Genomic DNA, 25,874 nt, shown 5'->3' with positions numbered 1-25,874 from the left:
TATATAGTGTTAATGATTTTCGTTCTTTTTCAAATTTTTAATTATTTAATTATAAAGAGAAACTTTCTCCACAACCACAAGTTCGGTTTGCGTTAGGGTTATTAAAAACAAACCCAGTTCCATTTAATCCACCAGAATACTCTAAGGTAGTTCCTATTAAGTATAAAAAGCTTTTTTTATCGACTATAATTTTTACACCATTATCTTCAAAAACTTTATCGCCTTCTTCCTGTACTCTATCAAACTTTAAATCGTAAGATAAACCAGAACAACCACCACTCTTAACACCCACGCGTACGTAGTCTGTAGTAGCATTATAGCCATCATCAGTCATTAACTCAATGACTTTCTTTTTAGCTGTTTCAGAAACCTTTATCATAAATTTTTAGTTATAGAATTGATCTAAATAGTGTGCAAATATACAACATCAGTCGCTTTTAACCATATAACATGACATTATATTAATAAATGGTTTTATAACAAAAACCTATTAGTTAGTAAAGTCTGGGTTTGTTAGGAAAGAAGGATCGGAGAGTGTTAATAAAAAAGCTTTTAAATCGGCTTTATCTTGAGCAGATAGTTGAACGCCTCCTTGGTCTACTTTTTTCATTAAAGGATCTATGGTTGGAGAATTTTGTAAGCCTTCGCTATAATGGTTTATAACTTCTTCTAGCGTGTTAAAGCGTCCGTCATGCATATAAGGAGCAGTATAGGCAAGGTTACGTATAGAAGGCGATTTAAATTTACCATTGTCTGTAGGGTCTCCTGTAACGCCACCAAGACCAAGATCTGTAAATGTAGCATCTAAGCCGTTATTATGAAAAATATTATCTGTCCATAATGGATTATTAGGGCTTCCATGACAATGAAAACAATCTCCTTTAGATTCTTGCATAAAAACGTCTAGCCCATTTAACTCCTCTGGTGTTAATGTGGCTTGGCCAAGTAGATATTTATCGAATTTTGAATTTGAAGAGATTAGTGTGCGTTCAAATTGTGCAAGGGCTTTGGCTGTTAATTCTTTTGTAATTGTTGTGGTGTTAAACGCTTTTCTAAATAGTTCTGGATATTCTGAGTCGGCAGATAGTCTATCTACGACATTATCCCAGTCACTATGCATTTCTATAGGGTTTTGAACGGGTTCTAGGGCTTGTCTTTCTAAACTTAGTTCTTTACCATCCCAAGCAAAACGTTCATTATAATTCCAAGCTAGATTAAATAAAGGCATAGAGTTACGTGTACCCAAATTACCATCTATACCTTCGCTAAATGCTGTGTTGTCTGTAAAAGCATTTTGTGGAGCATGACATGTTGCACATGCTTGTGTTTGGTCTCCAGAGAGTATGTTATCGTAAAATAGCTTTTTACCTAAAGCAACACCTTCTACTGTTTGTGGGTTATTACTAGGAATAACTGGAGGGATTATATTTTGCTCAAATAAAGGAGGAATGTCTAACGCTAAAGGCGTAGGTTCGTACCCTTGATTTAATTGACTTTCCTCATCTGAGCATGATGATACTAAGATGAGGAAAGTTAAATAAACAATATGTAATCCGTATTTTTTCATTTTTATTGAGTGATTTCTCCTAAAGTAAACACACCATTTTTTCCATTAGCATTCATCATTATTTGTGCTGCAGAATTTGGCATTAACATTTGGTTTAATACATTTAAATCCCATGTGTTAGGGTTTTTAAACCATTCTGCTAAATTTGCTTTTACTTCTATTGTTGCATCATTTGTTATAGATACTGCACCAAGATCTACGTTAAAAAAAGTGTCCTGCGGGAATGTAGGATTCATACCAGGGTTATCTACAGCTCTAATTACATGATAATTAAATCCTTGTTCGGTATTAGAAGCGTTTGTAAATTTCCCATCAAACTGCATATAATGGTAACCTCCTCCCATCATAGCAGGTACGTTAAAGTTTTCACTGTTCAAGTCTGTATAATTTTCAGCATTGTCTTCGTTGTTAAATCCAAATGTAAAAGATACATTAGTATATGTTCCTGTTGGAATATTTGTATCAAGATTGTATGTTAATCTATTATTATTATTATTGGTAACATCAATTAAATTATGCCCATTTATTACAATTTTTTCTCCATTTGTTTTGGTAAATGTTACATTAGAAATTAGGTAGCGTAATCTTGTAATGGTTAAGACTTCGCCATTAGCATTAGTGTATTCTGTGTTTTCAAAATCTGCATTAGTAATAGAGGTTCCGTCCCAATTATGAGAGAATCTAAGACTTGTTTTTGCAGATGCTTTAATGTTATCATCATTATCTTCACCACATGAAGTAAAGCTAATAGCCGCAGCTATTAACAAAATAAATATTTTTTTCATTTTCAATTTTTATTTAATTTTTACGAGTAATAGGTCTGTAAAACCTTTGTTTTCTGTTATATCGGCATTGTTACTAGAAGTCTCACCAACAAGAACAACTGTTTTATCATTTAATTCGGTAATACCATAGGCGAAATCTATTTCGGTACCACCTATAGTTTTTTGCCATTGTAATTCTCCAGTGCTACTAACTTTTATAGCCCAAGCATCATTTTGACCTTGATTTGTTGTTACGTCTCCATTATCACTACGAGAGCTTCCTGAGAGTAAGAAACCGTTGTCTTGTGTTCTAGTAATAGATCGTGCCACATCGAAACTTGTACCTCCTATGGTTTTTTCCCATAATAATTCACCTGCTGGCGAAATTTTAATTAACCACAAGTCTGCCGCTCCATTGTTGTTAGAAACATCGGTATCTGTACTTCTAGTATCTCCAGCAATTAGGTAATTGCCGTCTCCAGATTTAGTAATGCCTCTGGCTTCATCTATTTCTGAACCACCAAAAGATTTTTCCCAAACTAGAGCGCCTTCTGAAGAGATTTTAATAACCCAGAAATCGTAAGTTCCTTTGTTTCCTGTAATATCGGTATCTTGACTGTCTGATCGTCCAGCAATAATAAATCCATTATCTGCTGTTTCTACAACACCTTCTGGTGTATCTGTAAAATTACCTCCAAAATATTTACTCCATTGTAATTCTCCTGTAGCATTTAATTTAATCGCCCAGTAATCTCCTCCTGCATGTAATGTAGCATTGGTTTTAGTGTTACCTTGGCCACCAGATGCTGTGACATCTAATACACCTGTTATTAAATAGCCACCATCTGACGATTGTGTTAAGGCTGTACCAGTATCTGATCCAGAAAATCCAAAAGATTTTTGCCAAGTTATATTACCTGAGGCATCTAATTTTGCTATCCAATAATCTTGAGCGCCTTCATTTACTGAAACATCTTCGTCGTTACTAAAACTGTATCCTAAAATAGCATAACCGCCATCTTGAGTTTGTATTATTTCATTTCCTCTATCGTCATCTGTTCCTCCATAAGTCTTGTTCCATTGCAATTGGCTTGCAGCATTAAACTTTAAAACCCAATAGTCGTAACTTATATTTTGTTTATCTGTAACATCTCCATCCATGCTTTGTGTGTAACCTAAAACGGCATAACCACCATCTGTTGTATTAATTACAGATCTGGCACTTTCATTTTTAGAACCTCCATAAGTTTTTACAAACTCTATCTCTCCGGTTGCTTCTGGAGAAGGGGTAGGGTTAACATTGCCAGGGCTATCATCTTTAGAACAACTAAACAATAATAAAACAGCAATTATGGGTATGTATTTTTTTAAATTCATATTATTTTTTATGTACCACTTTGTCTAACAATAAATAAGCCTCCTTCTATGTCTCCTAAAATAATATTTCCGCTAGCAAAGTATGGGTATAGACTCCATACACCATTAAAACTAGCACTATCACTAGAAGGGAAAGTATCAAAGTAGCCTATTTCTGTCATTGAGTTGGTTGCTGCGCCTATATTTGTTATATCTAGTACTCGCATTCCTGCTCTATAGTTAGATAAAAAGTATTTGTTTCCTTTAACATAGCCGTTGTGATCTATAGCGGCAGTAGGCCCTAAATATGTAGAAGAAGCTGTAGGGTTGTCTAAATCACTAAAATCGAATACTAATGTTTTGGTATTGAATCCGAAACCTTGTTCATCTAATTCGTCTCCTAGTATAAAGTAACGATGATCTTCTGTAAACCACCCTTGGTGTGCATAAGCTGTTTGTGGGTATGTAAACTCGCTAATAGCAATAACATTTGTTTTATCTGTTACGTCTAGTACTACAACTTTATCTGTATTACCATTACTACCTACATATATTTGTTTTCCAGCATGTTCTGTGTCTGGTCCATTGTATGTTACAACTTGGGCATCATGAGAGTAACCTCCAGCAGTATAGTCTCCTAATAATGTTGGATTAGTAGGGTTTGAAATATCTATAAAAATCGGCCCACCTCCATTAGTAGAATTACAGCCAACAAGATATGCTACTGCTTCGCTTTCATTAATAACAATATTATGGCAACTTCCAACTCCTGTATAAATAGCATCTGCAGTAAATGTTTCTGGTGCATTAGCTACATTTCTTAGACGAGTAAGATCGAATACTTGCATGCCATGTGGTCCTACGCCATCTGCAACAATAAAGGCATGATTATTATAAACTTTAACATCTCTCCAAAAATTAGTTCCAGCTGAAGTGTTTAATCGTCCTAAAAACACTGGGTTTGTTGGGTCTGTTACATTAACAAATGCTGTTGCATTAGTTAAACCTACTAATGCATATTCATTACCATTACTAGGGTCTGTCCATCCCCATATATCACTTCCTTCTGTGTCAGGGTCTCCTCCTAATACTTCAGCACTAACAGTGCCAAGCAAATCATAATCATTACAAGGGTATGGTCCAGCCATACCGTTCTCGCATGGGTGCAAAGGGACAATAGTGTTCCCTCCGTTATTTCCCCCGTTACCTCCATTTCCATTATTACCTCCATTTGGAGTTTCAATTACTATATCTGTCGGTTCGTCTGAGCAACTTAAGGCTGTAGACAATAGAAGCGTAGTACAAAAGAGTACTCTTGATAGTTGTAGAACGGTACTGGAGTATTTCATGTTTATAAATTTTATTTCAACACTAATTTTTTAGTGATAGTATTATTTATTTTAATAAGGTATATCCCTTTAGAGTAATCTGTTGTAGGTAAAACGAATGTGTCCTTATTAATATTGTTTTTTGAATAGACATTTTGACCCAATATGTTATAAATAGATACACTTTTAATTTGTTTCCCTGATGGCGATTTAATTGTAGCTACAGAGGTTGTTGGGTTTGGTGATAAAGAAAATGCTTTTGGGTCTTCAAATTCATTAGTGCTTAAAGTATTACTTTGCCTAACAATAATTAAACCACTTTCAATATCACTTATAATTATATTTCCACTTGCAAAATAAGGATAAACACTCCATGCTCCATGAAAACTTGCACTATTACTACTTGTATAAGTATCAAAGTGTCCTATTTCAGAATTTGTGTTGTTAGATGATACTAAAGTTGGTACATCTAATACTCTTAATCCAGCACTATAATTTGCTAAATAAAATTTATTGCCTTTAACATAACCATTGTGGTCTATAGCATTTGTTGGGCCAGTGTATGTTTTAATTAATGATGTATTAGAAAAATCGGCATCTAAATCATTAAAATCGAAAATTACAGTTTTTGTTTGTACTCCAAAACTTTGCTCATCACCTTCATCTCCTAAAATAAAATAACGTTGATCGTCTGTAAACCACCCTTGGTGTGCATAGCTTATTTGTGGATAAGAAAACTGATTTATTGATATTATATTGTTTTTATCTGTTACGTCTAATATTACTACTTTGTTAGAGTTACCATTACTTCCTATAAAAATTTGCTTTCCTGTGTAATCAGAATCTGGTCCATTATATGTTATTACTTGAGCATCATGAGTATAACCTCCAGCAGTATAGTTACCAACAGTATCTGGGCTTGCAGGATTAGTTATGTCTACAAAAATTGGGCCTCCACCATTAGCAGATACACAACCTACTAAATAAGCAATTCCTTCACTTTCGTTAATTACTATATTGTGACAACTTCCAATGGTAACATCTCCTGGATCTCCTGTATATTTAAGCACTTGAGCGCCATCGTAAGTTAAATCTGGATCTACTCCATTTCTTAAAATTGTTAAATCAAAAACTTGCATTCCATGTGCGCCAACGTTATCGGCTACTATAAATGCATGGTTATTATAAACCTTAACATCTCTCCAAAAATTATTTCCTGCTGCCGATTCTATTCTTCCTAAAAAAACAGGATTTACTGGGTCTGTTACATCTACAAAAGCGGTACTATTAGTCATTGCTATTATAGCATATTCTTTACCATCTAAAGGATCTGTCCAACCCCAAATATCACTACCTTCTGGATTTCCTGATGTAGTAGCTAGTGTGGATACGGGTATTCTAGACATAAAATCGTAATCATTACATGGGTAAATTCCAGCCATTCCTGTAGTTGTATTACAAGGTGTTTGGGCAAAAATTGCTTGAAATAAAAAGCAAAAAATAATAGTAAAGGGGTAACTTTTAATCATCTGTATTGGTTTTGAGTAAAATAAGATACGCAAAGTATAACAAAAAGCGATAAAATGCACACTTTAAACGTTAAACTACTGTTTAAAAATGTCTTATTTTAATTTTTAAGTAAAAATTTAGCTAGAGAATTAAGGTTAACTAGACTAGAATAATAACAATTTACATTAAGATTACCCTACTTTTACTTTAATACTAGTTTTTTAGAAGTCGTATTGTTTATTTTTACTAAATAAATTCCTTTAGAGTACGATGCCATTGGTAAGTAAAATTTATTGGCATTAATATTATTTTTTGTGTAAACATTTTGACCCAAAATGTTGTACACAGAAACAGTGTCTATTGTTTTATTTTTTGGAGCTTTTATTAAAGTTGAAGCAGTGGTAGGATTAGGAGATAGAGTAAAATTTGTGCTTTCAAACTCAGGAGTGGTTAAACTATTACTTTTTCTTACTATAATTAAACCACTCTCAATATCACTTATAATTATATTTCCACTTGTAAAATATGGGTAAACACTCCAGGCTCCATGAAAACTAGCACTATTATTATTTGTGTAAGTGTCAAAGTACCCAATTTCTGCATTTGTATTTGTGGGAGACACCAATGTTGAAACGTCTAACACTCTCAACCCTGCACTATAATTTGCTAAAAAGAACTCATTTCCTTTAACATAACCGTTATGATCTATGGCTCCTGTAGGACCTGTATATACATTTATTAATGCTTGATCGGTAAAATCGGCATCTAAATCATTAAAATCAAAGACTATAGTTTTTGTAGATACACCAAAGTCTAACTCGTCTCCTTCATCTCCTAAAATAAAATAACGTTGATCGTCTGTAAACCAGCCTTGATGAGCATAACTTATTTGTGGATACGAGAACTCGTTTATAGCTATAATATTGTTTTTATCTGTAACATCTAAAATAACAACTTTGTTAGAGTTTCCATTACTACCAATGTATATTTGTTTGCCTGTATGGTCTGTATCAGGGCCGTTGTAAGTAATTACTTGTGCATCATGAGAATAACCGCCATTAGTGTAGTCACCTAAAGTTGTTGGATTGTTTGGGTCTGATATATCTATAAAAATAGGGCCGCCTCCATTTGCAGAATTACAACCAACTAAATAGGCAACAGCTTCCGTTTCATTAATAACTATATTGTGACAACTTCCAATAATAATATCTCCAATTTCTCCATCCCCTATATACTTTAAAACCTGAGCGCCATCGTAAGTTAAATCAGGATCAATACCATTTCTAAGTATTGTTAAATCGAACACCTGCATACCATGTGGCCCCACGCCATCTGCAACAATAAAAGCAAAGTTATTATAAACCTTAACATCTCTCCAAAAATTATTCCCAGCTGCAGTTTCAATTCTTCCTAAAAAAATAGGATTTACAGGATTAGATACATCTACAAAAGCTGTACTATTGCTCATAGCTACAATAGCATATTCTTTACCGTCTAGAGGATCTGTCCATCCCCAAATGTCACTACCTTCTGGGTTCCCCGCAGTAGTAGCTAATGTGGAAACAGGAACTCTAGATAAGAAATCGTAATTATTACAGGGGTATATACCTGCCATACCTGTATTTGGGTCGCAAATTGTTTGAGCATAAAGTGAGTTTAGTAAAATACAAACGGTAGTAATAATAAGGTACTTTTTTGTCATAGGATTAAGTTTTTTAGCTGAAATTAAATAGGGAGTAATAAAACAAAGAAACTATTAAAAGTCCTTGAATACTATATTAACAGTCTTGATTTTATAAAATATCTGAACAATATTTATATTAACAATACTTGTTTTCAATTTTAATTAATTAGTATTTAATAACAATTAAAAATAAGATTCTTCTGCTTTTTTACTGCAAGTCCTTATTTTTGCATTATGATAGAAGATAAAAATCAACAACGTACACAATTAAGTGATTTAGGAGAATTTGGTTTAATAGATCATTTAACAAAAAATTTCGAAATAAAACACGAATCTACAGTAAAGAGTATAGGGGATGATGCTGCTGTTATTAACCCTAAAAATAAACAAGTTGTCATTACCACAGATTTATTAGTAGAAGGCGTGCATTTCGATTTAAGTTATGCGCCTTTAAAACATCTAGGCTATAAGGCCGTTGTTGTCAATCTATCAGATGTTTATGCAATGAATGCAGAAGCTACTCAAATAACAGTATCTATTGCTGTATCTAATCGATTTTCTTTAGAAGCATTAGAAGAATTGTATGCAGGTATAGAGGCTGCTTCAAAAATATATAACATAGATGTAGTTGGTGGGGATACAACGTCTTCTACTTCTGGATTACTTATTTCTGTTACTGCATTAGGAGAAGTAAGTGCAGAAGATGTTGTTTATAGAAATGGAGCTAAGCCTAATGATTTATTAGTTGTTACAGGAGATTTAGGAGGTGCCTATATGGGATTACAAGTTTTAGAACGAGAAAAAGAAGTTTTTAAGGTAAACCCAAATAATCAACCAGACTTAGATGCTTATACATACATTATGGAGCGTCAATTAAAGCCTGAAGCGCGAAAAGATATTGTTAAGTTGTTAAAAGAATTAGATGTTAAACCAACAGCTATGATTGATATTAGTGATGGATTGTCTTCTGAGATATTACATATTTGTAAAATGAGCAAAGTAGGTTGCGATTTGTACGAAAACAAAATTCCTTTAGATCCTCAAGTTATTTCTACTTGCGAAGAGTTTAATATAGACAGTACAACCATTGCTTTAAATGGAGGTGAAGATTACGAGCTTTTAATGACAATTTCTCAAAAGGACTTCCCAAAAATAAAAGGGAACCCTAACTTAACAGTTATTGGTTTTATGACTGAAGAAAATGCAGGTGCTAATTTGGTAACTAGAGCAGAAACCAAAATACCATTACAAGCCCAAGGCTGGAAAAACTTTGACAATTAATAACTACGATGTCATTTTATAAGCTGTACGTAATTCTTCTTTATTAAGTCTAGATTGACGTTTTGTGTGAATTCTTGATAAGATAGAATTTATCTCCTTGTATTTAGGAGTTAAAGGCGTTAAGTTTCCTTTGCTATTAGTTGTTAATTCCTTATTGCAATGAGAGCATTTATACTCTTTTACATGATAAGTTACATTTCGTGATACTTCAAAGTGGTGTCCAAATAAATTACATATTAATCGCATAGATAGTGGGAGGATATAAGGTGATGATAATCATGATTTTAGTTAAAGGTTGTTAAACATAATAAAAAAATAATAATCTCCGACTAAAAGTTGTTTTTATTCGATAAAATGCACTAGTTCTTGTAAGTATTCTTCCTTGTTTTCAATATGAGACATGTGTCCTTGAGAGAACACGCATGTTTTAATATTATGTTTTTCAGCAAACTGAGTTATAGATTTTGAATTTAAAACGGTATCTTTTTCTCCTAACAGAATGATTTTTTTAAAAGGTGCCCTGGCAAAAAAAGTAGACAAATCTTCTCGTAATTTCATGCCTTCCTGTCCAGCCATGTAACCCTGTAGGGAAGTTTTTAGAGCGGTTTGCATAGCATTTTTGTACTCAGTTTGATACACTTTCTTGCTTTCAGTGCTAAAAAGGTTTGCAAAAGACATGCGTACCATATTCTCGAAATTAGTTTGCACCATTTTATTAGCACGAGATCTTAATAGTTTTCGTTCGTTATCATCAGCTTCATAAGTAGAGTTTAATAAACAAAGACCTTTTATGTTTTTTGTAAAACGTTTTGAAAAGTTTAAAGCAACATAGCCCCCCATAGAATGACCTACAAAAATATAATCTGTTAAATTTAAATAATCTAAAACAGCTTTTACTGCGTTTGCCATATCGCTCATAGTGTGTATATAACCTATACAGTTAGTTTTTCCATGACCTAACAAATCTATGGCTATAACACTGTGGTTTTTAGCTAAAACTGAAATAGTATCATTCCACATAGAATGATCTTCTAAAAAACCATGTAATAAAACAATAGGAGCGCCTTTACCAGAAATGGTATAAAAAATATTAATTCCTTTGTATTCTAAAATCATTTTTAAAGTATATTAGGCAAAATATAAGTTTAAGTATGTAGTAGCAAGTTTTTACTAAAAAAATATGAGTAAAAGAAAAGATTTATTTGTAACGAGTTTTGCATTGTTTTCCATGTTCTTTGGAGCTGGTAATCTATTATTACCGCCGCTTTTAGGTTATAACGCAGGAGAAGATTGGTTTTGGGTAACAATAGGCTTTATGTTAACAGCAGTGGTCATCCCTATTTTTGGCATTTTAGCACATGCAAAACTGCAAGGTACTATGTTCGATTTTGGTAAAAAAGTATCTCCAATTTTTAGTTTAGTCTATTGTGTTATAGTATATGTTATATCTGTAGCTATACCATCTCCTAGAACAGCATCTGCTACACATGAAATAGCCATTCATCCTGTATTTGAGACAAGCCCATTACTTACAAGCGCTATATATTTTACTTTGGTATTAGTATTTGTTTTAAATCGTTCTAAAATATTAAATTTAATAGGTAAATTTTTAACCCCATTAATAGTAATCGCTCTGCTTTTAGTAATAGGAATAGGGTTGTTTTCTAGTACAATGGAAATGAATCCTGCAACGTTTGAAGCGCCAATTGTAAGTGGTGTTTTAGAAGGTTACCAAACGTTTGATGCTATTGGAGCAGTAGTAGTTGGGGCAGTTATAATTATCTCTTTAAATTTTAAAAAAGAAGACTCTTTTGAAGATAGAAAAACGCTCATTAAAAAATCGGGCTTTATAGCTGGGCTAGGATTATTTGTTATTTATGCAGGGTTAATTTCGGTAGGCGCATTTTATGGAGCAGAAATAAATATAGATACAGCTTTAAGTAGCGATATGCAAAGGGCTAATTTATTAAGAGGAATAAGCATAGCATCATTAGGGAGTTTTGGAAATACTATATTAAGTGTTTTAATATCCTTAGCATGTTTTACAACAGCTGTTGGTATAATAGCAGGTACAGCAGATTATTTTAAAGGTTTATTAAATAACTCTCAAATAGTATATACAATTACAGCAGTTATAGCATGTGTTGTAGGTGTCGTTATTGGGCAATTAAATTTTCATTCTATAATAATGATAGCCTTACCAATACTAATGTTTATTTATCCAATAACTATAGTTTTAATTTTATTAAACGTTGTGCCAGAGCAATATGCATCAAAACTAGTATTTAGAGGAGTTGTTATTGTAACTTTTTTGTTTAGTATTCCAGATTTCTTGAAATTTATAATAAATCCAGAGTATTTAGAAGAAATTATAAATAGTATTCCTTTAGCTAAATATAGTTTTGGCTGGGTTTTACCAGCTTTAATTATGTTTCTAGTGTTAAATTTTAAAAAATTTACGACTAAACCAACAGCATCTATTTAATAAACCAATGGCAGTTCAAGACATTACAACCTATACATTTAAAGATATATTTACGTTAAGCGTTGTTCAATTCGAAAACGCTTGTGTTGTAAACAAGCCAGAGCAAATAGACGCCTATAGTATATATTGGATTAAAGAAGGCCGAGGAACTTATAATATAGACTTTAAAAGTTACACTTTTAACGAGAATGTGTTGTTCTTTCTATCTCCAGGGCAAGTATTTTCGGTAGATTCCGAAAAAATAAAAGAAGCCTATAAACTTACTTTTGTACGCGATTTTTATTGCATACAAACCCATGATAAAGCTGTAGCCTGTAATGGCGTACTGTTTAATAATGTTTACGAAACCCCATTTGTAAAACCTTGTGAAAACGATACTAAAAAACTAAATTTTATTTTAGAAAGCTTAGTAGAGGAGTTTAACAGCGACAATACTGCGCAGTACGATATGCTACAAACCTATTTAAAGCAGTTTATTATACACTCGGTACGAATAAAAAAGGAGAATCATCCTATAAAAGATGCAGTAGAAACTAAACTTTTTAAAGATTTTAGCGTGTTGGTAGAGCAAAACTATAAAACACTACATTCAGTAACCGATTATGCAAATCGTTTAGGTGTGTCTCCAAAATCGCTTACCAAAAACTTTCAAAAAGTAGGAGCGCAAACCCCTAGCGATTTTATTAAAAGCAGAATAGTATTAGAAGCCAAGCGCCAACTAATCTATACAGACGAACCCGTAAAACAAATAGCCTATAGTTTAGGTTTTAACGATTCTGCCTATTTTACACGATTTTTTACCAAAGCAACTTCAAAATCGCCACTGCAGTTTAGAAAAGAGTATTAATGCGTACGTGTTATATTTTTAATCATTCTCAATGTTATATTAATTATTAAGGCGTGACCACAAGGGTCAGGCTGTCCACTATATCTTTTTATCCCTTTTTGGGTATAAAAAGGATGCCATTTCCATCCTTCACGCAAAAAAAATGCTAGTAAAATTAGGCAAGTCCAAGCATAAGGAACTTTTGTCCATTTTTTAAGGTGTATTCGTGTTGCATCTTTGCAGTGTAATTAAATAGTAACAATTAAACACAACATAAAATGGAAGCAATAGAAAAAAATCAGTGTCCTAATTGTTGGGGATATCAAGTTTATAACGAAAAACAACCACAGCAAAAAATGTGCGAATGCACAAAAGAAAATAAATAGAAAATAAATTAATAAATAAAAACCTATTCTAGTAGGTAAAAATAATAATAATATGAGTACAAGAATTGAAACATTAAACCCAGAAACAACAACAGGTAAATCGAAAGAATTATTTAATGCAGTACAAAGTAAATTAGGCTTTATCCCTAATTTAATTAAAGTGTTTGGTAACTCTCCAGCAACATTACAAACCTATTTAAGTTTAGGGGAATTAACAGGAAGCGGAAATTTTTCTAATAAATATAGAGAGCAACTGGCATTAGCAATAGCAGAAAGTAATGCTTGCAATTACTGCTTATCTGCGCACACAGCAATTGGAAAAATGAATGGTTTAAGCGAAGAGCAGGCAGAACAAAGTCGCCAAGGATTTGCAAACGATGATAAAGCTCAAGCAGGATTACAATTTGCAAAAGCAGTAACAGAAAATAGAGGTCAAGTCTCTTCAGAAGCTATTGCAGAAGTAAAAGCTGCAGGATTTAACGATGGCGATATTTTAGAAATTGTATTAAATGTGGTTTCTAATACATTAACAAACTATGTTAACCACATCGCAGAAACAGAAGTAGATTTTCCATCTGTAGAAGCAGGTAAATTTACAGTAACTCAATAAAATAATAATTAACAATAATCAATAAACCCCTATTTGAAGGGAACACAAACAACAAAAACAATGAAAAATTTAGTATTAGGAGTATTTTTAGTAGCCTTCACATTTGTTGCACAGGCACAAGACAAAATGAAAAAAGCAGTAAAAACAGTAGCTTTAGAACAAACAAAAGGAGAATTTACTCAAAAAGGATTAACATTATCTGAAGGAACTTATGTTTTTAATGTAACAAATAGCAATGCGGCACCAGAAGTTGGATTAGTATTAATACAAGATGGAAAAGATGGAACTAACCCAAAAAATCACATAGCAGATGCTTACGTATCTCAAATGGTAAAGCATGGTAAAACAGAATCATCAAAAGCGGTGACACTTAAAAAAGGAACATATAAGTATTTCTGTCCTTTTAATAAAACACCACAGTACACATTAACTGTAGAGTAGTTAGTTATTTAGTTTATTATTTTAAAGCGAATTCTTTAATTAGAGTTCGCTTTTTTGTTGCTTTTTAAAGGCTATAATTGTTCCTTTAATGTTCTAGCAATTACAGTATCGTAAATAATTTTTAATTTGCTTATTTTATTTTCCAAATCAAACTCTATAATATCTACAACATCAAACTCAACCCTTTCATTGTTCTTTAAGGTCCATTTGTATGTAAAGTATAGCGCTAGATTATTAGACTCACCATCTTCGAAAATTCCTAATAAGTGAAGTTGAGAGTTTGTTGTGTCACTACTTAACTCATAATAAAATTCATCTGCTTTTTTTATACCATACAGAGGGGAGTCGACTATTCCATCTATATTAAATAAATTAACTACATTTTTAATGTCTCCTTTTTCAAGATAATCTATGTATTTAATAGCGATTTCTTTTTTTGTCATAATGAAATAAATGGGTTTAATAGTTTAGAAGAAAAATAAAGCTAAGCATTATTTTTATACGCAGTTGTTTTTTACTGTTATTTCATTTGCTCAGAGGCCTATTTTAAAATACTTAATAGCAAAAAGGGGTATTTATACGCTTGTTTGGTAATACTTGAATATAGTAGTTTTATGATATCAACCCATAATATGTATAACCAAATAAAATAAATTTAAAATGACACAGTATAAAAGTCGTAAAGAGTTTTTGCAGAACAACCCAAAAGCATCTGCATTTGCTGCATTAGATAAGGCTACACGCAGACAAAAACAAATTACAGATCAAGCAATACAATTAAAGCCAGGTCAACTAAAAGGAAAGGACGTTATTGTTATAGGGTCTGGAGTTGGAGGACTTACCACTGCTTACGAGATATTGGCACAAAAATCTGGTGCAAAAGTAACGGTATTAGAAGCCTTAAACAGAACAGGAGGGCGTTGTTTAAGCTTGCGAACAGGAGATACATTAACAGAAGATATTAATAGCGATTTATTTAACTCTACCCCAGGAGAAACACAAGTTGTACGCTTTAAAAGACCAGTAGGAGACTCAGAACCTTATCTTAATGCTGGACCTGGTAGAATACCAAGTAGCCATAAACGGTTATTAGATTATTTGAAAAAATTCTCTGTAGATGTTGAGGTTTACGTTATGAACTCAGAGTCTAACTTAGTACAAAAAGATAGTAGTTTTGGTGGCGAGGCCATGGTATATCGTCATTTAGATCATAATACACGAGGTTGGTTAGCACAAATAGTTTATAGTAAAGCAGAAAAACTATTAAGTGACCCAGAATTGAATATTAGCAAAGACGATTTAAAAACTCGTGTAGAAGAGCTACAGAGCTTAATGGTTAGTTTTGGGGAACTTGATGCAAATGGAAAGTATGAGGCTACTGCTGGTTCTGTAGGTTTTGAAAACGGTAAAACAAGAGCAGGTTATTCTGTACTACCAGGTGTAGCAGCAGGGATTGTGACAGATGTGCTGAGTTTTGATAATTTATTGAAATCTAAATTTTGGGAAGGCACTAAGTTTTATCAACCCGCAGATTTTTTATGGCAGCCAACACTATTTCAGCCAGTAGGAGGTATGGATCAAGTACAACATGCTTTTACACAGCAAGTAGCAGCTTTGGGTGGCGATATTCATTTAAATAGCCCTGTTAAAAAAATTGACTGGTGCGAAGAAAGTCAGAAATTTAAAATCTATGTAAGTCAAGTAGGAACAGAAGATTTAATAGAATATAAGGCAGATTATTGTATTTGTAATCTTGCAATGCCGTTTTTAAAAAATATAGTATCAGACAAACTGATGAAAACTGGGAATACTGGGTTCGAAGATAGGTTTAAAGAAGCACTTGAAGCAGTTTATGTTGCACAATTTACTCCTACTAAGGCTCCTGGTTACAAAGCAAGAGAAGATGGTTACGTACCAAAATTTTTAGCAAGTACCTCTAAAGTTGGTTGGCAGGCTAATAGGGAATTATGGCAAGGAAGTTCGATAAAACCAGAAGCAGGAGGCGTTAAAAAATCTGAAATAGGTGTCGTCCCTATCTTTGGGGGAATTTCATGGACCGATAGCGAAATTCAACAAATTTGGTATCCGTCTACAGGATATCAAGATGAAAAAGGCGTTTTAACAGGAGCTTACAATTTTGATAAAATAGCTAACGAGTGGGGAAAATTACCAATAAGCGAAAGGCTAGACAAAGCGAGAAAAGATGCTAGTAAATTTAATGAGAAATTTGCAGAAGGATTGGATGATGGTTTGGCAATTGCATGGCAAAACATGCCACATATAAAAGGCGGTTGGGCGTATTGGCAAGCAGTGGGAGACTCTAAATACTCTACAAGGCAATTTAACGCTATTACTCAAGGAACTGGCATATATAATGAGAAGAGTAAGACTTATAATGATCCTTGTTTTTTTATTGTAGGCGATCAAATCTCGTCTTTGCCAGGTTGGCAAGAAGGCGCGATAGCAGCAGCAATTAATGTTATTAGTCGTATGGCAAAACCAGATGTAGAAATTGCACCATTAGCAAAACTACCAGATACACGTTTAATGGTAGAAGGTATTTAATAAATAGTATTATCAAAAGAAAAAACCGTTTAACAACATCTGTTAAGTGGTTTTTTTGATTTTTATACCCTTTTAAAAGAGACTATAATTAGTAAGATGTTACTTGTTTTTTTCTTCTTTCTTAGAATAGAACCAAGCCCCAATACCTAATAAAACATAAAGGACTACTATAGCAATCATTTGTTCCCATTTGGTTGTAAACTCATAATATAAAATAAGTATGCCACCACTACCCAAACCTATTATTGATAATACTGTTAATAGTTTTGATGAATTAGTTTTAGTTCTTATTCTATAATTGGCAACAGCCATTAATAATGATACTAAAAGAAAGGTAATACTTCCAAACTCTAGTATTAATTCTAGCCCACCAATAAGAATTAAAAGACTAGCCATAACAGCCATTCCAATAATAGCATTTTGTGGGCTATTGTTTTTTCTAATAGATAACCAATTAGGGAAATAACCATCTTTGGCTATTACAGATAGTTGTCTTGAAGATCCAAAAACTGTACCGCTAATGGCGCTACTAGATGCTAAAAGTGCACCAATTATTACAAGATAGGTGCCTAAATCTCCTAATATTTCTCCAGCTCCAGCTGCAAGGGCATACTCTTTGTTTTTTACAATATCTTCAGTTGGAATTGCAAATAAGGCACCAATTGAAATAATTACATAAATTAAAATAGCTAAAGCAATTGCAGAATATATGGCTCTTGGAATGTTTTTTTCTGGCTTAGTCATTTCATTTACAGCATTAATAACTAGCTGAAAACCTTCATAGGCAACAAATGTTATAGAAGCAACAATAAGAATAGAAAAAAGACTAGAGTTTTTGGTATCTAAAGCTAAATTGTCAATAAATGTTTCAAAATCGGTTGTTCCGTGTTGCATTAAAACAAATGAAATAATGGTTAAAATGATTAATTTTGTGTAGACCATTAAGTCTTCAATCTTTCCCATCCCGTTAACACTCCATATATTTATAAGGGTAAAAATGCCAATAACCCCAATTGCAATCGCTTTTCTAATCCAAACATTATCTGCAAAATCAGAACTACTAATAGCATAAGAAGAAAACGTGTAAGCATACAGAGCAAGCGTGCTTATGTAGCCAAAAATAATAAACCAACCTATAGCAGAAGCTGAAAACCTTGAGTTTGGATAGGTTCTTTTGTAAAAAGAATAAGTTGCACCCTCATCCCGATAATATAACCCTAGTTTTACATAAGAATATGCCGCTAATGCCGCAATTAATCCGCCAATAATAATTGCAATTGGGGTTAAATTACCAATCATTGATACAGAAATACCTAGAATAGTAAAAATTCCACCACCAACCATACCGCCTAGAGCAATAGCTATTAATTCTGCTAGACCTAATTTTTTATTTCTATTTCTATGTTGAGTCATTGGTTGTTATTATCATTTTTATTCGTTTTTTCTTGTAATGAGATATAAAGTCTTTGTAGTATGTTTATAGTTACGTAGTTAAATATCCAAATTAACAAATAAAAACCGAATAGTATTTTTATGAACTTGAAAGTTAGGTTAATTATAGGTTTTTTTGCTAAGTTGTATATGTATATATTTTAAATAAGCTATTATTAGTTATTAATAAAAGGATTAATGCAAACGTTTTATAGTAGAAAACGCTTGATCTACAAGGTGGTCTTCTACCAAAACAGTAAACTCATTGGTTGTAGAAATTACTTCGTAGATAGCAATACCCTCCCATGCAAACCGTTTAAAAATTTGATAGTATAGCCCAGATATTTTAGAATTGTCTTTTGGTAAACGAATACTAATAGCAGAAAGCTGTTCTTGTAAACCAGTTTTAGTCTCGTTTTTAAAAGCCTCTAAAACGGTTTGTTTTTCTGAGCTAGAAATAACAAGATTACTTTCGAAAATACCTCTTGAAAATCCATAAAATACCTCTGTATTAATACTCTCTAATATTTTAGCATGGCTATGGATTAGGGTTTTTGAGTTTTCGAAAGTAAAATCGATTAAATTAGACCGTACAGTAATATCTCCCAAATCTTTTAAAACCGACCTTAGTTTTTTAGAATGGCGGAGGTATTTAGGTGGGTTGTAGCGCCGTAAAGCCATCATTATGGCGCCTGTTTTTACAGGTTTTCGTAGCATTTTGCTTACAGGTGTTTGTAACTCTTCGGCTAAGGCAGAAAAATTAATAATGCTTCTAGATAAAGCTTCTTCTAGAAAAGGTTGGGTAATTAAAATGTCTTCTACACAAGAGGCAATTGTCTTCATAAATATTATTGTTTAACCTTTCATTAATGAAAGAGTTAGATCTACAATTACACATTATTTATTGTTAAATAATTAACATGATGTGTAAAATTAGACTAATTTTTTCATTTTTAATTATAAAGGAAGAACTAAATGTACTTTTATCTTCTAAAACAGTCAGTGCGTCAATCTGAACTTGTTTAGCTTTCTGATTATAGTAGGTCAGAATCTCATAGGTTTCATTTTGGTTAATTAATTTATATGAGATGCTATAACGAGTTCAGATTGACGCTACTGATATATCCAGTATATTAAATAATAAAATATGTTAGTATTAAAGTTTGGTGGAACATCGGTAGGATCTGTAGAAAATATGATTACTGTAAAAAATATCATTAATGACACTACTAAAAAGGTCGTGGTATTATCTGCAATGTCTGGAACTACAAACGCACTTGTAGAGCTATCGGAAAACATTAAACAAGCAGAAGTAAAAAACGCATTAGCTTGCCTTAAAAAGTTGCGAGCATCTTATACAATAACTCTTAACGAGTTGTTTAATAACAAAACTATAAAAGCAGAGGTTACTAGTTATGTAAACGCTATATTTAATGCATTAGAACGCTCGGTAAATACACTGCATACATTAGTTTTACATAATACCATTGTAGCACAAGGCGAATTATTATCCACCTTTATTTTTAGTCGTTTTTTACAGCAAGAAGGCTTAAATGCTGTATTGCTACCTGCATTAGATTTTATGCGTGTAGATAGAAATAATGAACCAGATAATTTTTATATAAAACAAAATCTTAATCGTTTATTTAAAACAGTTCCAGAAGCAGATATTTATATAACGCAAGGATTCATTTCGCTAGATGCAGATGGAGAAATCTCTAATTTAAATAGAGGTGGAAGCGATTATACAGCAACAATAATAGGGGCAGTTTTAGAAGCTAGAGAAGTACAAATATGGACCGATATTGATGGATTTCATAATAACGATCCAAGGTTTGTAAATAATACTAAAGCAATCTCTAATTTATCGTTTGATGAGGCAGCAGAACTAGCTTATTTTGGTGCTAAAATATTACACCCACAAACCGTAATGCCTGTTCGTGCATTAGACATTCCTGTACGTTTAAAAAACACAATGGCTCCAGAAGCTTATGGAACTTTAATAACTAATACTATTCATGGAGAAGGTATTAAAGCTATAGCCGCAAAAGATAATATTACTGCAATTAAAATTAAATCGGCTAGAATGTTGCTGGCGCATGGATTTCTTAAAAAGGTGTTCGAAATTTTTGAAAGGTTTGAGACGTCTATAGATATGATAACCACTTCGGAAATAGCCGTGTCCTTAACTATAGATGATGTAACCCATTTAGAAGCCATAGTTGCTGAGCTTGAAACGTTTGCAGCCGTAGAAGTCGATGACTATATGAGTATTATTTGTTTGGTAGGCAATACTATTATATACCACCCAGACACACCTAGTTTATTTCAGGTGTTGCAAGATGTAAACGTAAGAATGATAGCCTATGGTGGAAGTAATAATAATATATCGTTATTGGTAAATACTAGCGATAAACTAGAAACATTACAAAAACTACAGCGCTACGTTTTTGAAACATTTCCACCAGTATTAGCTTCAATATAAAAATGATGAAAAAGAAGATAAGGCAATAAAAAACAGGAGCATATAGCTCCTGTTTTTTTATAAACTCTTTATTTAAGAATTCATAAGCTCTTCAATTTCATCTGCTTCAATAGGAATATTACGCATTAAATTAAATGGCTCTCCGCTTTCCTGTATAACAACATCATCCTCTAAACGAATACCAAAACCTTCGTCTGGAATATAAATGCCAGGTTCTACAGTAAATACCATGTTGGCTTGCATAGGTTCGGTTAAAATACCATAATCATGAGTATCTAAGCCCATGTGGTGAGAGGTTCCGTGCATAAAATACTTTTTGTAAGCAGGCCAGTTAGGGTCTTCATTTTGTACATCGGCTTTATCAATTAAACCTAAACCTAATAATTCACTCGTCATTAATTTACCAACTTCTACATGGTAATCTGCCCAAATAGTTCCTGGAGTTAATAATTTGGTTGCAGCATTTTTTACTCTATTAACTGCATTATAAACATCCTTTTGTCTAGCTGTAAATGTTCCAGAAACAGGAATAGTACGTGACATATCGCTAGAATAATTAGCATACTCGGCACCGACATCTAATAATATTAAATCGCCAGCCTTACATTGCTGATTGTTTTCTATATAATGCAATACGTTAGCATTATTACCAGAAGCTACAATAGGTGTGTAAGCAAATTTTTTAGAACGGTTTCTTAAAAATTCGTGCATAAACTCGGCTTCAATTTCAAATTCCCAAACATCTGGTTTTACAAAATTTAAAATTCTACGAAACCCTTTTTCAGTAATATCGCAGGCATTTTGAATTAAATCTAACTCTATTTGGTCTTTTACAGAGCGTAAACGTTGTAAAATAGGATTGCTTTTTGCTACGCGATGCGCAGGATATTTATTTTTTAACCATTTTGTAAAGCGGTCTTCTCGAGTTTCAGTTTCAACATTAGCACGATAATGTTCGTTAGTATTAATATATACTGTTTCGCATTGCGACATAATTTCTGCCATAACCTTATGTAAATCCTGTAGCCAGTACACGGTTTTTATACCACTGGTTTCAAAAGCTGCATCTTTAGTTAGTTTTTCGCCTTCCCAAATGGCAATATGCTCGTTAGTTTCTGTTAAAAATAGTAGTTCTCGATGTTTTGGATTTGGACAATCTGGAAATAACACTAATATACTTTCTTCCTGGTCTACACCACTTAAATAAAAGATGTCTCTGTGTTGTTCAAAAGGCAATGTACTATCTGCACTTACAGGATAAATATCGTTAGAGTTAAACACAGCAATACTATTGGGTTGCATTTTTGCAGCAAAGTTTTTACGGTTTTTAATGAAGAGGTTACGATCTATTTTATGATATTTCATTGGAAAATGTATTTTTAGTCCTCTTAAAAAGAGAATTTTTTGTTATTTGATTTTTTTTTTGATGTTCCCCAAAAATAATTAAATACCATGTGTAATCTGGTAGCCATTTGGCACTATTTTATGTTTTTACGAATTCTGCTCATGTGTCTTGATGAAATTCCTAAAAAAGAAGCTAAATAGTGTAGTGGTACTTCTTGAAGCAATTCGGGCTCATTAAGCAATAGTTTTTTATAACGCTCTTCGGGAGTTAAAGTGAGTAAATCGATACGATAATCGTCAATTAGAAAAATCTGATTTTCAATTAAGTTGTAGTAGAACGCATAAAACGCAGGATTATTTTTAATTAAATCATTAAACGTAGTTAAGTCTATTACCCAAAGTTTACAATCACTTAAGGCACGGATGCTTTTTCGAGAAGGAATTTGGTTTTTAAAACTGTTTAAAGCAGAAGTTAACGAATTCTTTAAAGCTAAATAAGTAGTCTTTTCTTCGTCTAAAACCCTAATAGCATGTTGTAAAATTCCAGTTTCTATATAGCAAAAGTATTTGCAAATTTGGCCTTCTTCAACAAAAAAAGAATGCTTCTTTAATTCTAGAAGAGAAAAATGCTCCAAAATTGAAGGAATACGTTCCTGTAAAGCATTGTTTTTAATCCCCTGTTTTAAATAAAGTGCTAAATGTGCTTTTGAGATAGTCATTACATATACTGTAGTTTCGTATGTCGAATTTAAAAATATAAATTCAATAAATGTTAATTATTAGGCTAATAAAGGTCTTTTAACTAGGGAACTTTGTTACTAAAATAACTTTTAATTACCTTTCATACCTTAATAGTATTAACCTGAAAAATGAAGGGCCTTTGTTATAATGTTACGCCCTAAACAGATAAAACAATACAAAAACTAATGAAAACCAACCTATTTACACTTCTATTTACTATTGCAGTATTATCTAATGCACAGCAAACAACTTCCTCAGCAAATACAGTTACCGAAGCATTGCAGCAAAAAGCAATATTGCAAGAACAATCTATAGTAAAAAACATTCCGTTTAAAAATATAGGACCAACTGTAATGAGTGGACGTGTTACAGATTTAGCTGTAAACCCTGAAAATGAAACCGAATTTTATGTGGGCTACGCATCGGGAGGTGTTTGGCATACTGTAAATAACGGTACGACATTTACCCCAATTTTAGATTCAGCACCAACACAAAATGTAGGAGATATTGCTGTAGATTGGAAAACTAGGACTATTTGGGTTGGTACAGGAGAAAATAATAGCTCACGATCATCGTATGCAGGAATTGGTCTTTTAAAATCTACAGATAATGGAAAAACGTGGGAGAATATGGGGTTGTTGGACTCTCACCATATAGGTAGAATTTTAATAAATCCTAATAATGCAAATGAGCTAGTTGTAGGTGTAACAGGGCATTTGTACTCTCCAAATAAAGCACGTGGAATATACAAAACTAAAGATGGTGGAAAAACATGGTCTCAAACCCTCTTTGTAGATGAAGTTAGTGGAGTAATAGATTTACAACACGCACCTAATAATTATAATGTGATGTTTGCAACATCGTGGACAAAAGATAGAAAAGCTTGGAATTTTAATGGAAGTGGTAATAACTCAGCTATTTTTAAAAGTACCGATGCTGGAGAAACATGGGAGCACGTATCTACCAAAAAAAGTGGTTTTCCAACAGGGGGAGGCGTTGGTAGAATAGGTGTTGCTATGTACGATGATACTACTATTTATGCAATTCACGACAGTCAATTTAGAAGAGAGCCAGAAGCGGATAAAGAAGAAAAAAGAGGGTTAACTAAAGAAGACTTTAAAACCATGGCAGTCTCTAAATTCTTAAATTTAGAAGATAAAAAGCTAAATAGGTTTTTAAAACAAAATGGATTTCAAGAAAAATACCGAGCAGAAAACGTAAAACAAATGGTAAGGAGCGGTAACGTAAAACCCGTTGACCTAGCAAACTATCTTGAAGATGCAAACTCTATGCTGTTTGATACACCAGTAATTGGCGCTGAAATATATAAAAGTATAGATGGCGGAAAGACTTGGAAAAAAACACATGATGATTATTTAGATGGTCTGTATTACAGCTACGGATATTATTTTGGACATATCTACGTTGCTCCAAATAATAAAGATAATATATATGTTTACGGTGTGCCAATTTTAAAATCTAAAGATGGCGGAAAAACATTTGCCTCAATAAGTAAAGAAAACGTACATGCCGATCATCATGCATTATGGATAAATCCTAAAAACCCTAATCATTTAATAAATGGAAACGATGGAGGTGTAAATATTTCTTACGATGACGGAGAAAACTGGATAAAGAATAACTCACCATCGGTTGGGCAATTTTATGCTATTAATGTAGACAATCAAACCCCATATAATGTTTATGGAGGATTGCAAGATAATGGTGTTTGGGTTGGACCACATAATGCAAGAGAGAATAAAGCGTGGCACCAAAACGGACAATACCCATGGAAGAGTATTATGGGTGGAGATGGTATGCAAATAGAAATTGATGAAAGAAACCCAGACATTGTTTACACAGGCTACCAATTTGGAAACTATTACAGAATAAATAGAGAGACAGGGAGGCAAAAATATATTCAGCCAAAACATGAATTAGGCGAAAGTCCGTATAGATTTAATTGGCAAACACCAATACAATTATCTAAGCATAATCAAGATATTTTATATCTAGGCGGTAATAAGTTAATGCGTTCTATGGATAAAGGAGATAATTGGAAAGCTATTTCTCCAGATTTAACCAAAGGAGGTAAAAAAGGGAATGTAGCTTATGGTACTATCACCAGTATTAGCGAATCGCCTTTTGAGTTTGGAGTTATATATGTAGGTACAGATGATGGTCTAGTACAAGTTACTAAAAACTCTGGAGGAAGTTGGGAAAATGTCTCATCATCTTTCCCTGAAAACTTATGGATAACAAGAGTAATAGCATCAAAACACCATAAAAACAGAGTGTATGTAACCCTAAATGGTTATAGATGGGACGATTTTACGGCTTATGTATATATGAGTGATGATTATGGTAAAAACTGGAAAGCAATTAATAACAATGTGCCAGATTCTCCAGTAAATGTTATAAGAGAAGACCCTGTAAACGATGCGCTATTATATTTAGGAACTGATAATGGAGCGTATGTTTCCTTTAATAATGGCAGTTCTTGGGAAGCCTTTTCTAATGGCTTGCCAGCGGTTGCAGTACACGATATGATAATACAAAGTGCTACTAACGATTTATTAATTGGAACCCATGGGCGTAGTATATACACAGCCAACATAGCACCATTACAACATAAAAATATATTAACAAATACTAACGAAATCGTGTTTTTTGATATAAATAAAATTCGGTATTCGTCGCGTTGGGGAAGCTCTTGGAGTAAGTGGTTAAAACCTTATGAACCTTCAACAATAATTAAATTTTATTCTGCTAAATCAGGTAAGCAAACTGTGCAAATCCGTTCAAGTCAAAATACACTTTTAAATACAATTGAAGTAGACGTTAGTAAAGGTTTTAATTATGTAGATTACGATTTAACTATTTCTGAAAAAGGAAGAAAAAAACTATTGAAAGAAAATACAAGTATAGACATTAATAAAGCTAAAAACGGAAAGTATTACTTGCCAAAAGGGAATTATACTGTAGAAATATCTAGTGCTAAATTAAAAAGAAACACAGATTTAATAATAGAATAATTTTTTACTGTAGTCATTTTTAATTAATGAATAGTA

22 protein-coding genes are annotated in these 25,874 nt (G+C 32.8%); 8 read left to right on the top strand and 14 right to left on the bottom strand.

Annotated elements, in window-relative coordinates; genetic code table 11:
* Positions 1-49: 49 nt before the first annotated feature.
* The 7 genes from ACVC08_RS02885 to ACVC08_RS02855 form a co-directional block, all read right to left on the bottom strand.
* Positions 50-379, bottom strand: a complete 330-nt coding sequence (locus ACVC08_RS02885) for a HesB/IscA family protein (RefSeq protein ID WP_452596624.1) — start codon at positions 377-379, stop codon at positions 50-52.
* 111 nt (positions 380-490) lie between these two features.
* Complete coding sequence (locus ACVC08_RS02880) at positions 491-1,567, bottom strand: cytochrome-c peroxidase (protein ID WP_452596623.1); 1,077 nt, start codon at positions 1,565-1,567, stop codon at positions 491-493.
* Positions 1,568-1,569: 2 nt separating this feature from the next.
* A complete protein-coding gene (locus ACVC08_RS02875; protein WP_452600927.1) occupies positions 1,570-2,352 on the bottom strand; it encodes an MbnP family protein in 783 nt (260 codons plus the stop codon).
* A 9-nt stretch (positions 2,353-2,361) separates the two neighbouring features.
* A complete protein-coding gene (locus ACVC08_RS02870) occupies positions 2,362-3,708 on the bottom strand; it encodes a hypothetical protein (RefSeq protein ID WP_452596621.1) in 1,347 nt (448 codons plus the stop codon).
* An 8-nt stretch (positions 3,709-3,716) separates the two neighbouring features.
* Positions 3,717-5,036 (bottom strand): choice-of-anchor B family protein, encoded by a 1,320-nt coding sequence (locus tag ACVC08_RS02865; RefSeq protein ID WP_452596620.1) that lies wholly within the window; start codon positions 5,034-5,036, stop codon positions 3,717-3,719.
* 11 nt (positions 5,037-5,047) lie between these two features.
* Positions 5,048-6,544 (bottom strand): choice-of-anchor B family protein, encoded by a 1,497-nt coding sequence (locus ACVC08_RS02860; RefSeq protein WP_452596619.1) that lies wholly within the window; start codon positions 6,542-6,544, stop codon positions 5,048-5,050.
* 182 nt (positions 6,545-6,726) lie between these two features.
* The gene (locus tag ACVC08_RS02855; protein ID WP_452600926.1) at positions 6,727-8,226 is read right to left on the bottom strand and encodes a choice-of-anchor B family protein; all 1,500 of its coding nucleotides are present in this window, start codon (positions 8,224-8,226) and stop codon (positions 6,727-6,729) included.
* A 216-nt stretch (positions 8,227-8,442) separates the two neighbouring features.
* On the opposite strand from ACVC08_RS02855, the gene thiL reads away from it, so the two are divergent.
* The gene (thiL, locus tag ACVC08_RS02850) at positions 8,443-9,489 is read left to right on the top strand and encodes a thiamine-phosphate kinase (protein ID WP_452600021.1); all 1,047 of its coding nucleotides are present in this window, start codon (positions 8,443-8,445) and stop codon (positions 9,487-9,489) included.
* 3 nt (positions 9,490-9,492) lie between these two features.
* On the opposite strand, the gene ACVC08_RS02845 is transcribed toward thiL, so the two are convergent.
* Positions 9,493-9,735, bottom strand: coding sequence for a DUF1660 family phage protein (locus ACVC08_RS02845; protein ID WP_452600020.1), 243 nt, complete (start codon positions 9,733-9,735; stop codon positions 9,493-9,495).
* A 96-nt stretch (positions 9,736-9,831) separates the two neighbouring features.
* The gene (locus ACVC08_RS02840) at positions 9,832-10,605 is read right to left on the bottom strand and encodes an alpha/beta fold hydrolase (RefSeq protein WP_452600925.1); all 774 of its coding nucleotides are present in this window, start codon (positions 10,603-10,605) and stop codon (positions 9,832-9,834) included.
* Positions 10,606-10,669: 64 nt separating this feature from the next.
* On the opposite strand from ACVC08_RS02840, the gene brnQ reads away from it, so the two are divergent.
* From brnQ to ACVC08_RS02820, 4 genes are all read left to right on the top strand, one after another.
* Complete coding sequence (gene brnQ, locus ACVC08_RS02835; protein WP_452600924.1) at positions 10,670-11,974, top strand: branched-chain amino acid transport system II carrier protein; 1,305 nt, start codon at positions 10,670-10,672, stop codon at positions 11,972-11,974.
* Between the two features lie 7 nt (positions 11,975-11,981).
* Positions 11,982-12,821, top strand: coding sequence for a helix-turn-helix domain-containing protein (locus tag ACVC08_RS02830; RefSeq protein WP_452599503.1), 840 nt, complete (start codon positions 11,982-11,984; stop codon positions 12,819-12,821).
* Between the two features lie 417 nt (positions 12,822-13,238).
* A complete protein-coding gene (locus ACVC08_RS02825) occupies positions 13,239-13,796 on the top strand; it encodes a carboxymuconolactone decarboxylase family protein (protein WP_452600923.1) in 558 nt (185 codons plus the stop codon).
* Positions 13,797-13,856: 60 nt separating this feature from the next.
* Positions 13,857-14,237 carry a cupredoxin domain-containing protein gene (locus ACVC08_RS02820; RefSeq protein ID WP_452599501.1) on the top strand — a complete coding sequence of 127 codons (381 nt, stop codon included), beginning with the start codon at positions 13,857-13,859 and terminating at the stop codon, positions 14,235-14,237.
* A gap of 71 nt (positions 14,238-14,308) precedes the next feature.
* Here ACVC08_RS02820 and ACVC08_RS02815 read toward each other — a convergent pair whose 3' ends face one another.
* On the bottom strand, positions 14,309-14,680 hold the full coding sequence (locus ACVC08_RS02815; RefSeq protein WP_452600922.1) for a nuclear transport factor 2 family protein: 372 nt from the start codon (positions 14,678-14,680) through the stop codon (positions 14,309-14,311).
* Between the two features lie 217 nt (positions 14,681-14,897).
* Here ACVC08_RS02815 and ACVC08_RS02810 point away from each other — a divergent pair, with 217 nt between their 5' ends.
* On the top strand, positions 14,898-16,802 hold the full coding sequence (locus ACVC08_RS02810) for a flavin monoamine oxidase family protein (protein WP_452600921.1): 1,905 nt from the start codon (positions 14,898-14,900) through the stop codon (positions 16,800-16,802).
* A gap of 99 nt (positions 16,803-16,901) precedes the next feature.
* Here ACVC08_RS02810 and ACVC08_RS02805 read toward each other — a convergent pair whose 3' ends face one another.
* Entirely contained in the window at positions 16,902-18,215 is a 1,314-nt protein-coding gene (locus ACVC08_RS02805) for an APC family permease (RefSeq protein WP_452600920.1), read from the bottom strand.
* A 213-nt stretch (positions 18,216-18,428) separates the two neighbouring features.
* Positions 18,429-19,076: a hypothetical protein gene (locus ACVC08_RS02800; protein ID WP_452599497.1), complete on the bottom strand. Its 648-nt coding sequence runs from the start codon at positions 19,074-19,076 to the stop codon at positions 18,429-18,431.
* 304 nt (positions 19,077-19,380) lie between these two features.
* Here ACVC08_RS02800 and ACVC08_RS02795 point away from each other — a divergent pair, with 304 nt between their 5' ends.
* A complete protein-coding gene (locus ACVC08_RS02795; RefSeq protein ID WP_452600919.1) occupies positions 19,381-20,718 on the top strand; it encodes an aspartate kinase in 1,338 nt (445 codons plus the stop codon).
* Between the two features lie 72 nt (positions 20,719-20,790).
* Here ACVC08_RS02795 and ACVC08_RS02790 read toward each other — a convergent pair whose 3' ends face one another.
* Positions 20,791-22,083: an aminopeptidase P family protein gene (locus tag ACVC08_RS02790; RefSeq protein WP_452599495.1), complete on the bottom strand. Its 1,293-nt coding sequence runs from the start codon at positions 22,081-22,083 to the stop codon at positions 20,791-20,793.
* A 113-nt stretch (positions 22,084-22,196) separates the two neighbouring features.
* Positions 22,197-22,781 carry a Crp/Fnr family transcriptional regulator gene (locus ACVC08_RS02785; protein ID WP_452600918.1) on the bottom strand — a complete coding sequence of 195 codons (585 nt, stop codon included), beginning with the start codon at positions 22,779-22,781 and terminating at the stop codon, positions 22,197-22,199.
* Positions 22,782-22,988: 207 nt separating this feature from the next.
* Here ACVC08_RS02785 and ACVC08_RS02780 point away from each other — a divergent pair, with 207 nt between their 5' ends.
* Positions 22,989-25,838 (top strand): WD40/YVTN/BNR-like repeat-containing protein, encoded by a 2,850-nt coding sequence (locus ACVC08_RS02780; RefSeq protein WP_452600917.1) that lies wholly within the window; start codon positions 22,989-22,991, stop codon positions 25,836-25,838.
* Positions 25,839-25,874: the final 36 nt, after the last annotated feature.

The organism is Pontimicrobium sp. MEBiC06410, from assembly GCF_053601615.1.
This window is presented reverse-complemented; position numbering and strand designations above follow the sequence as displayed.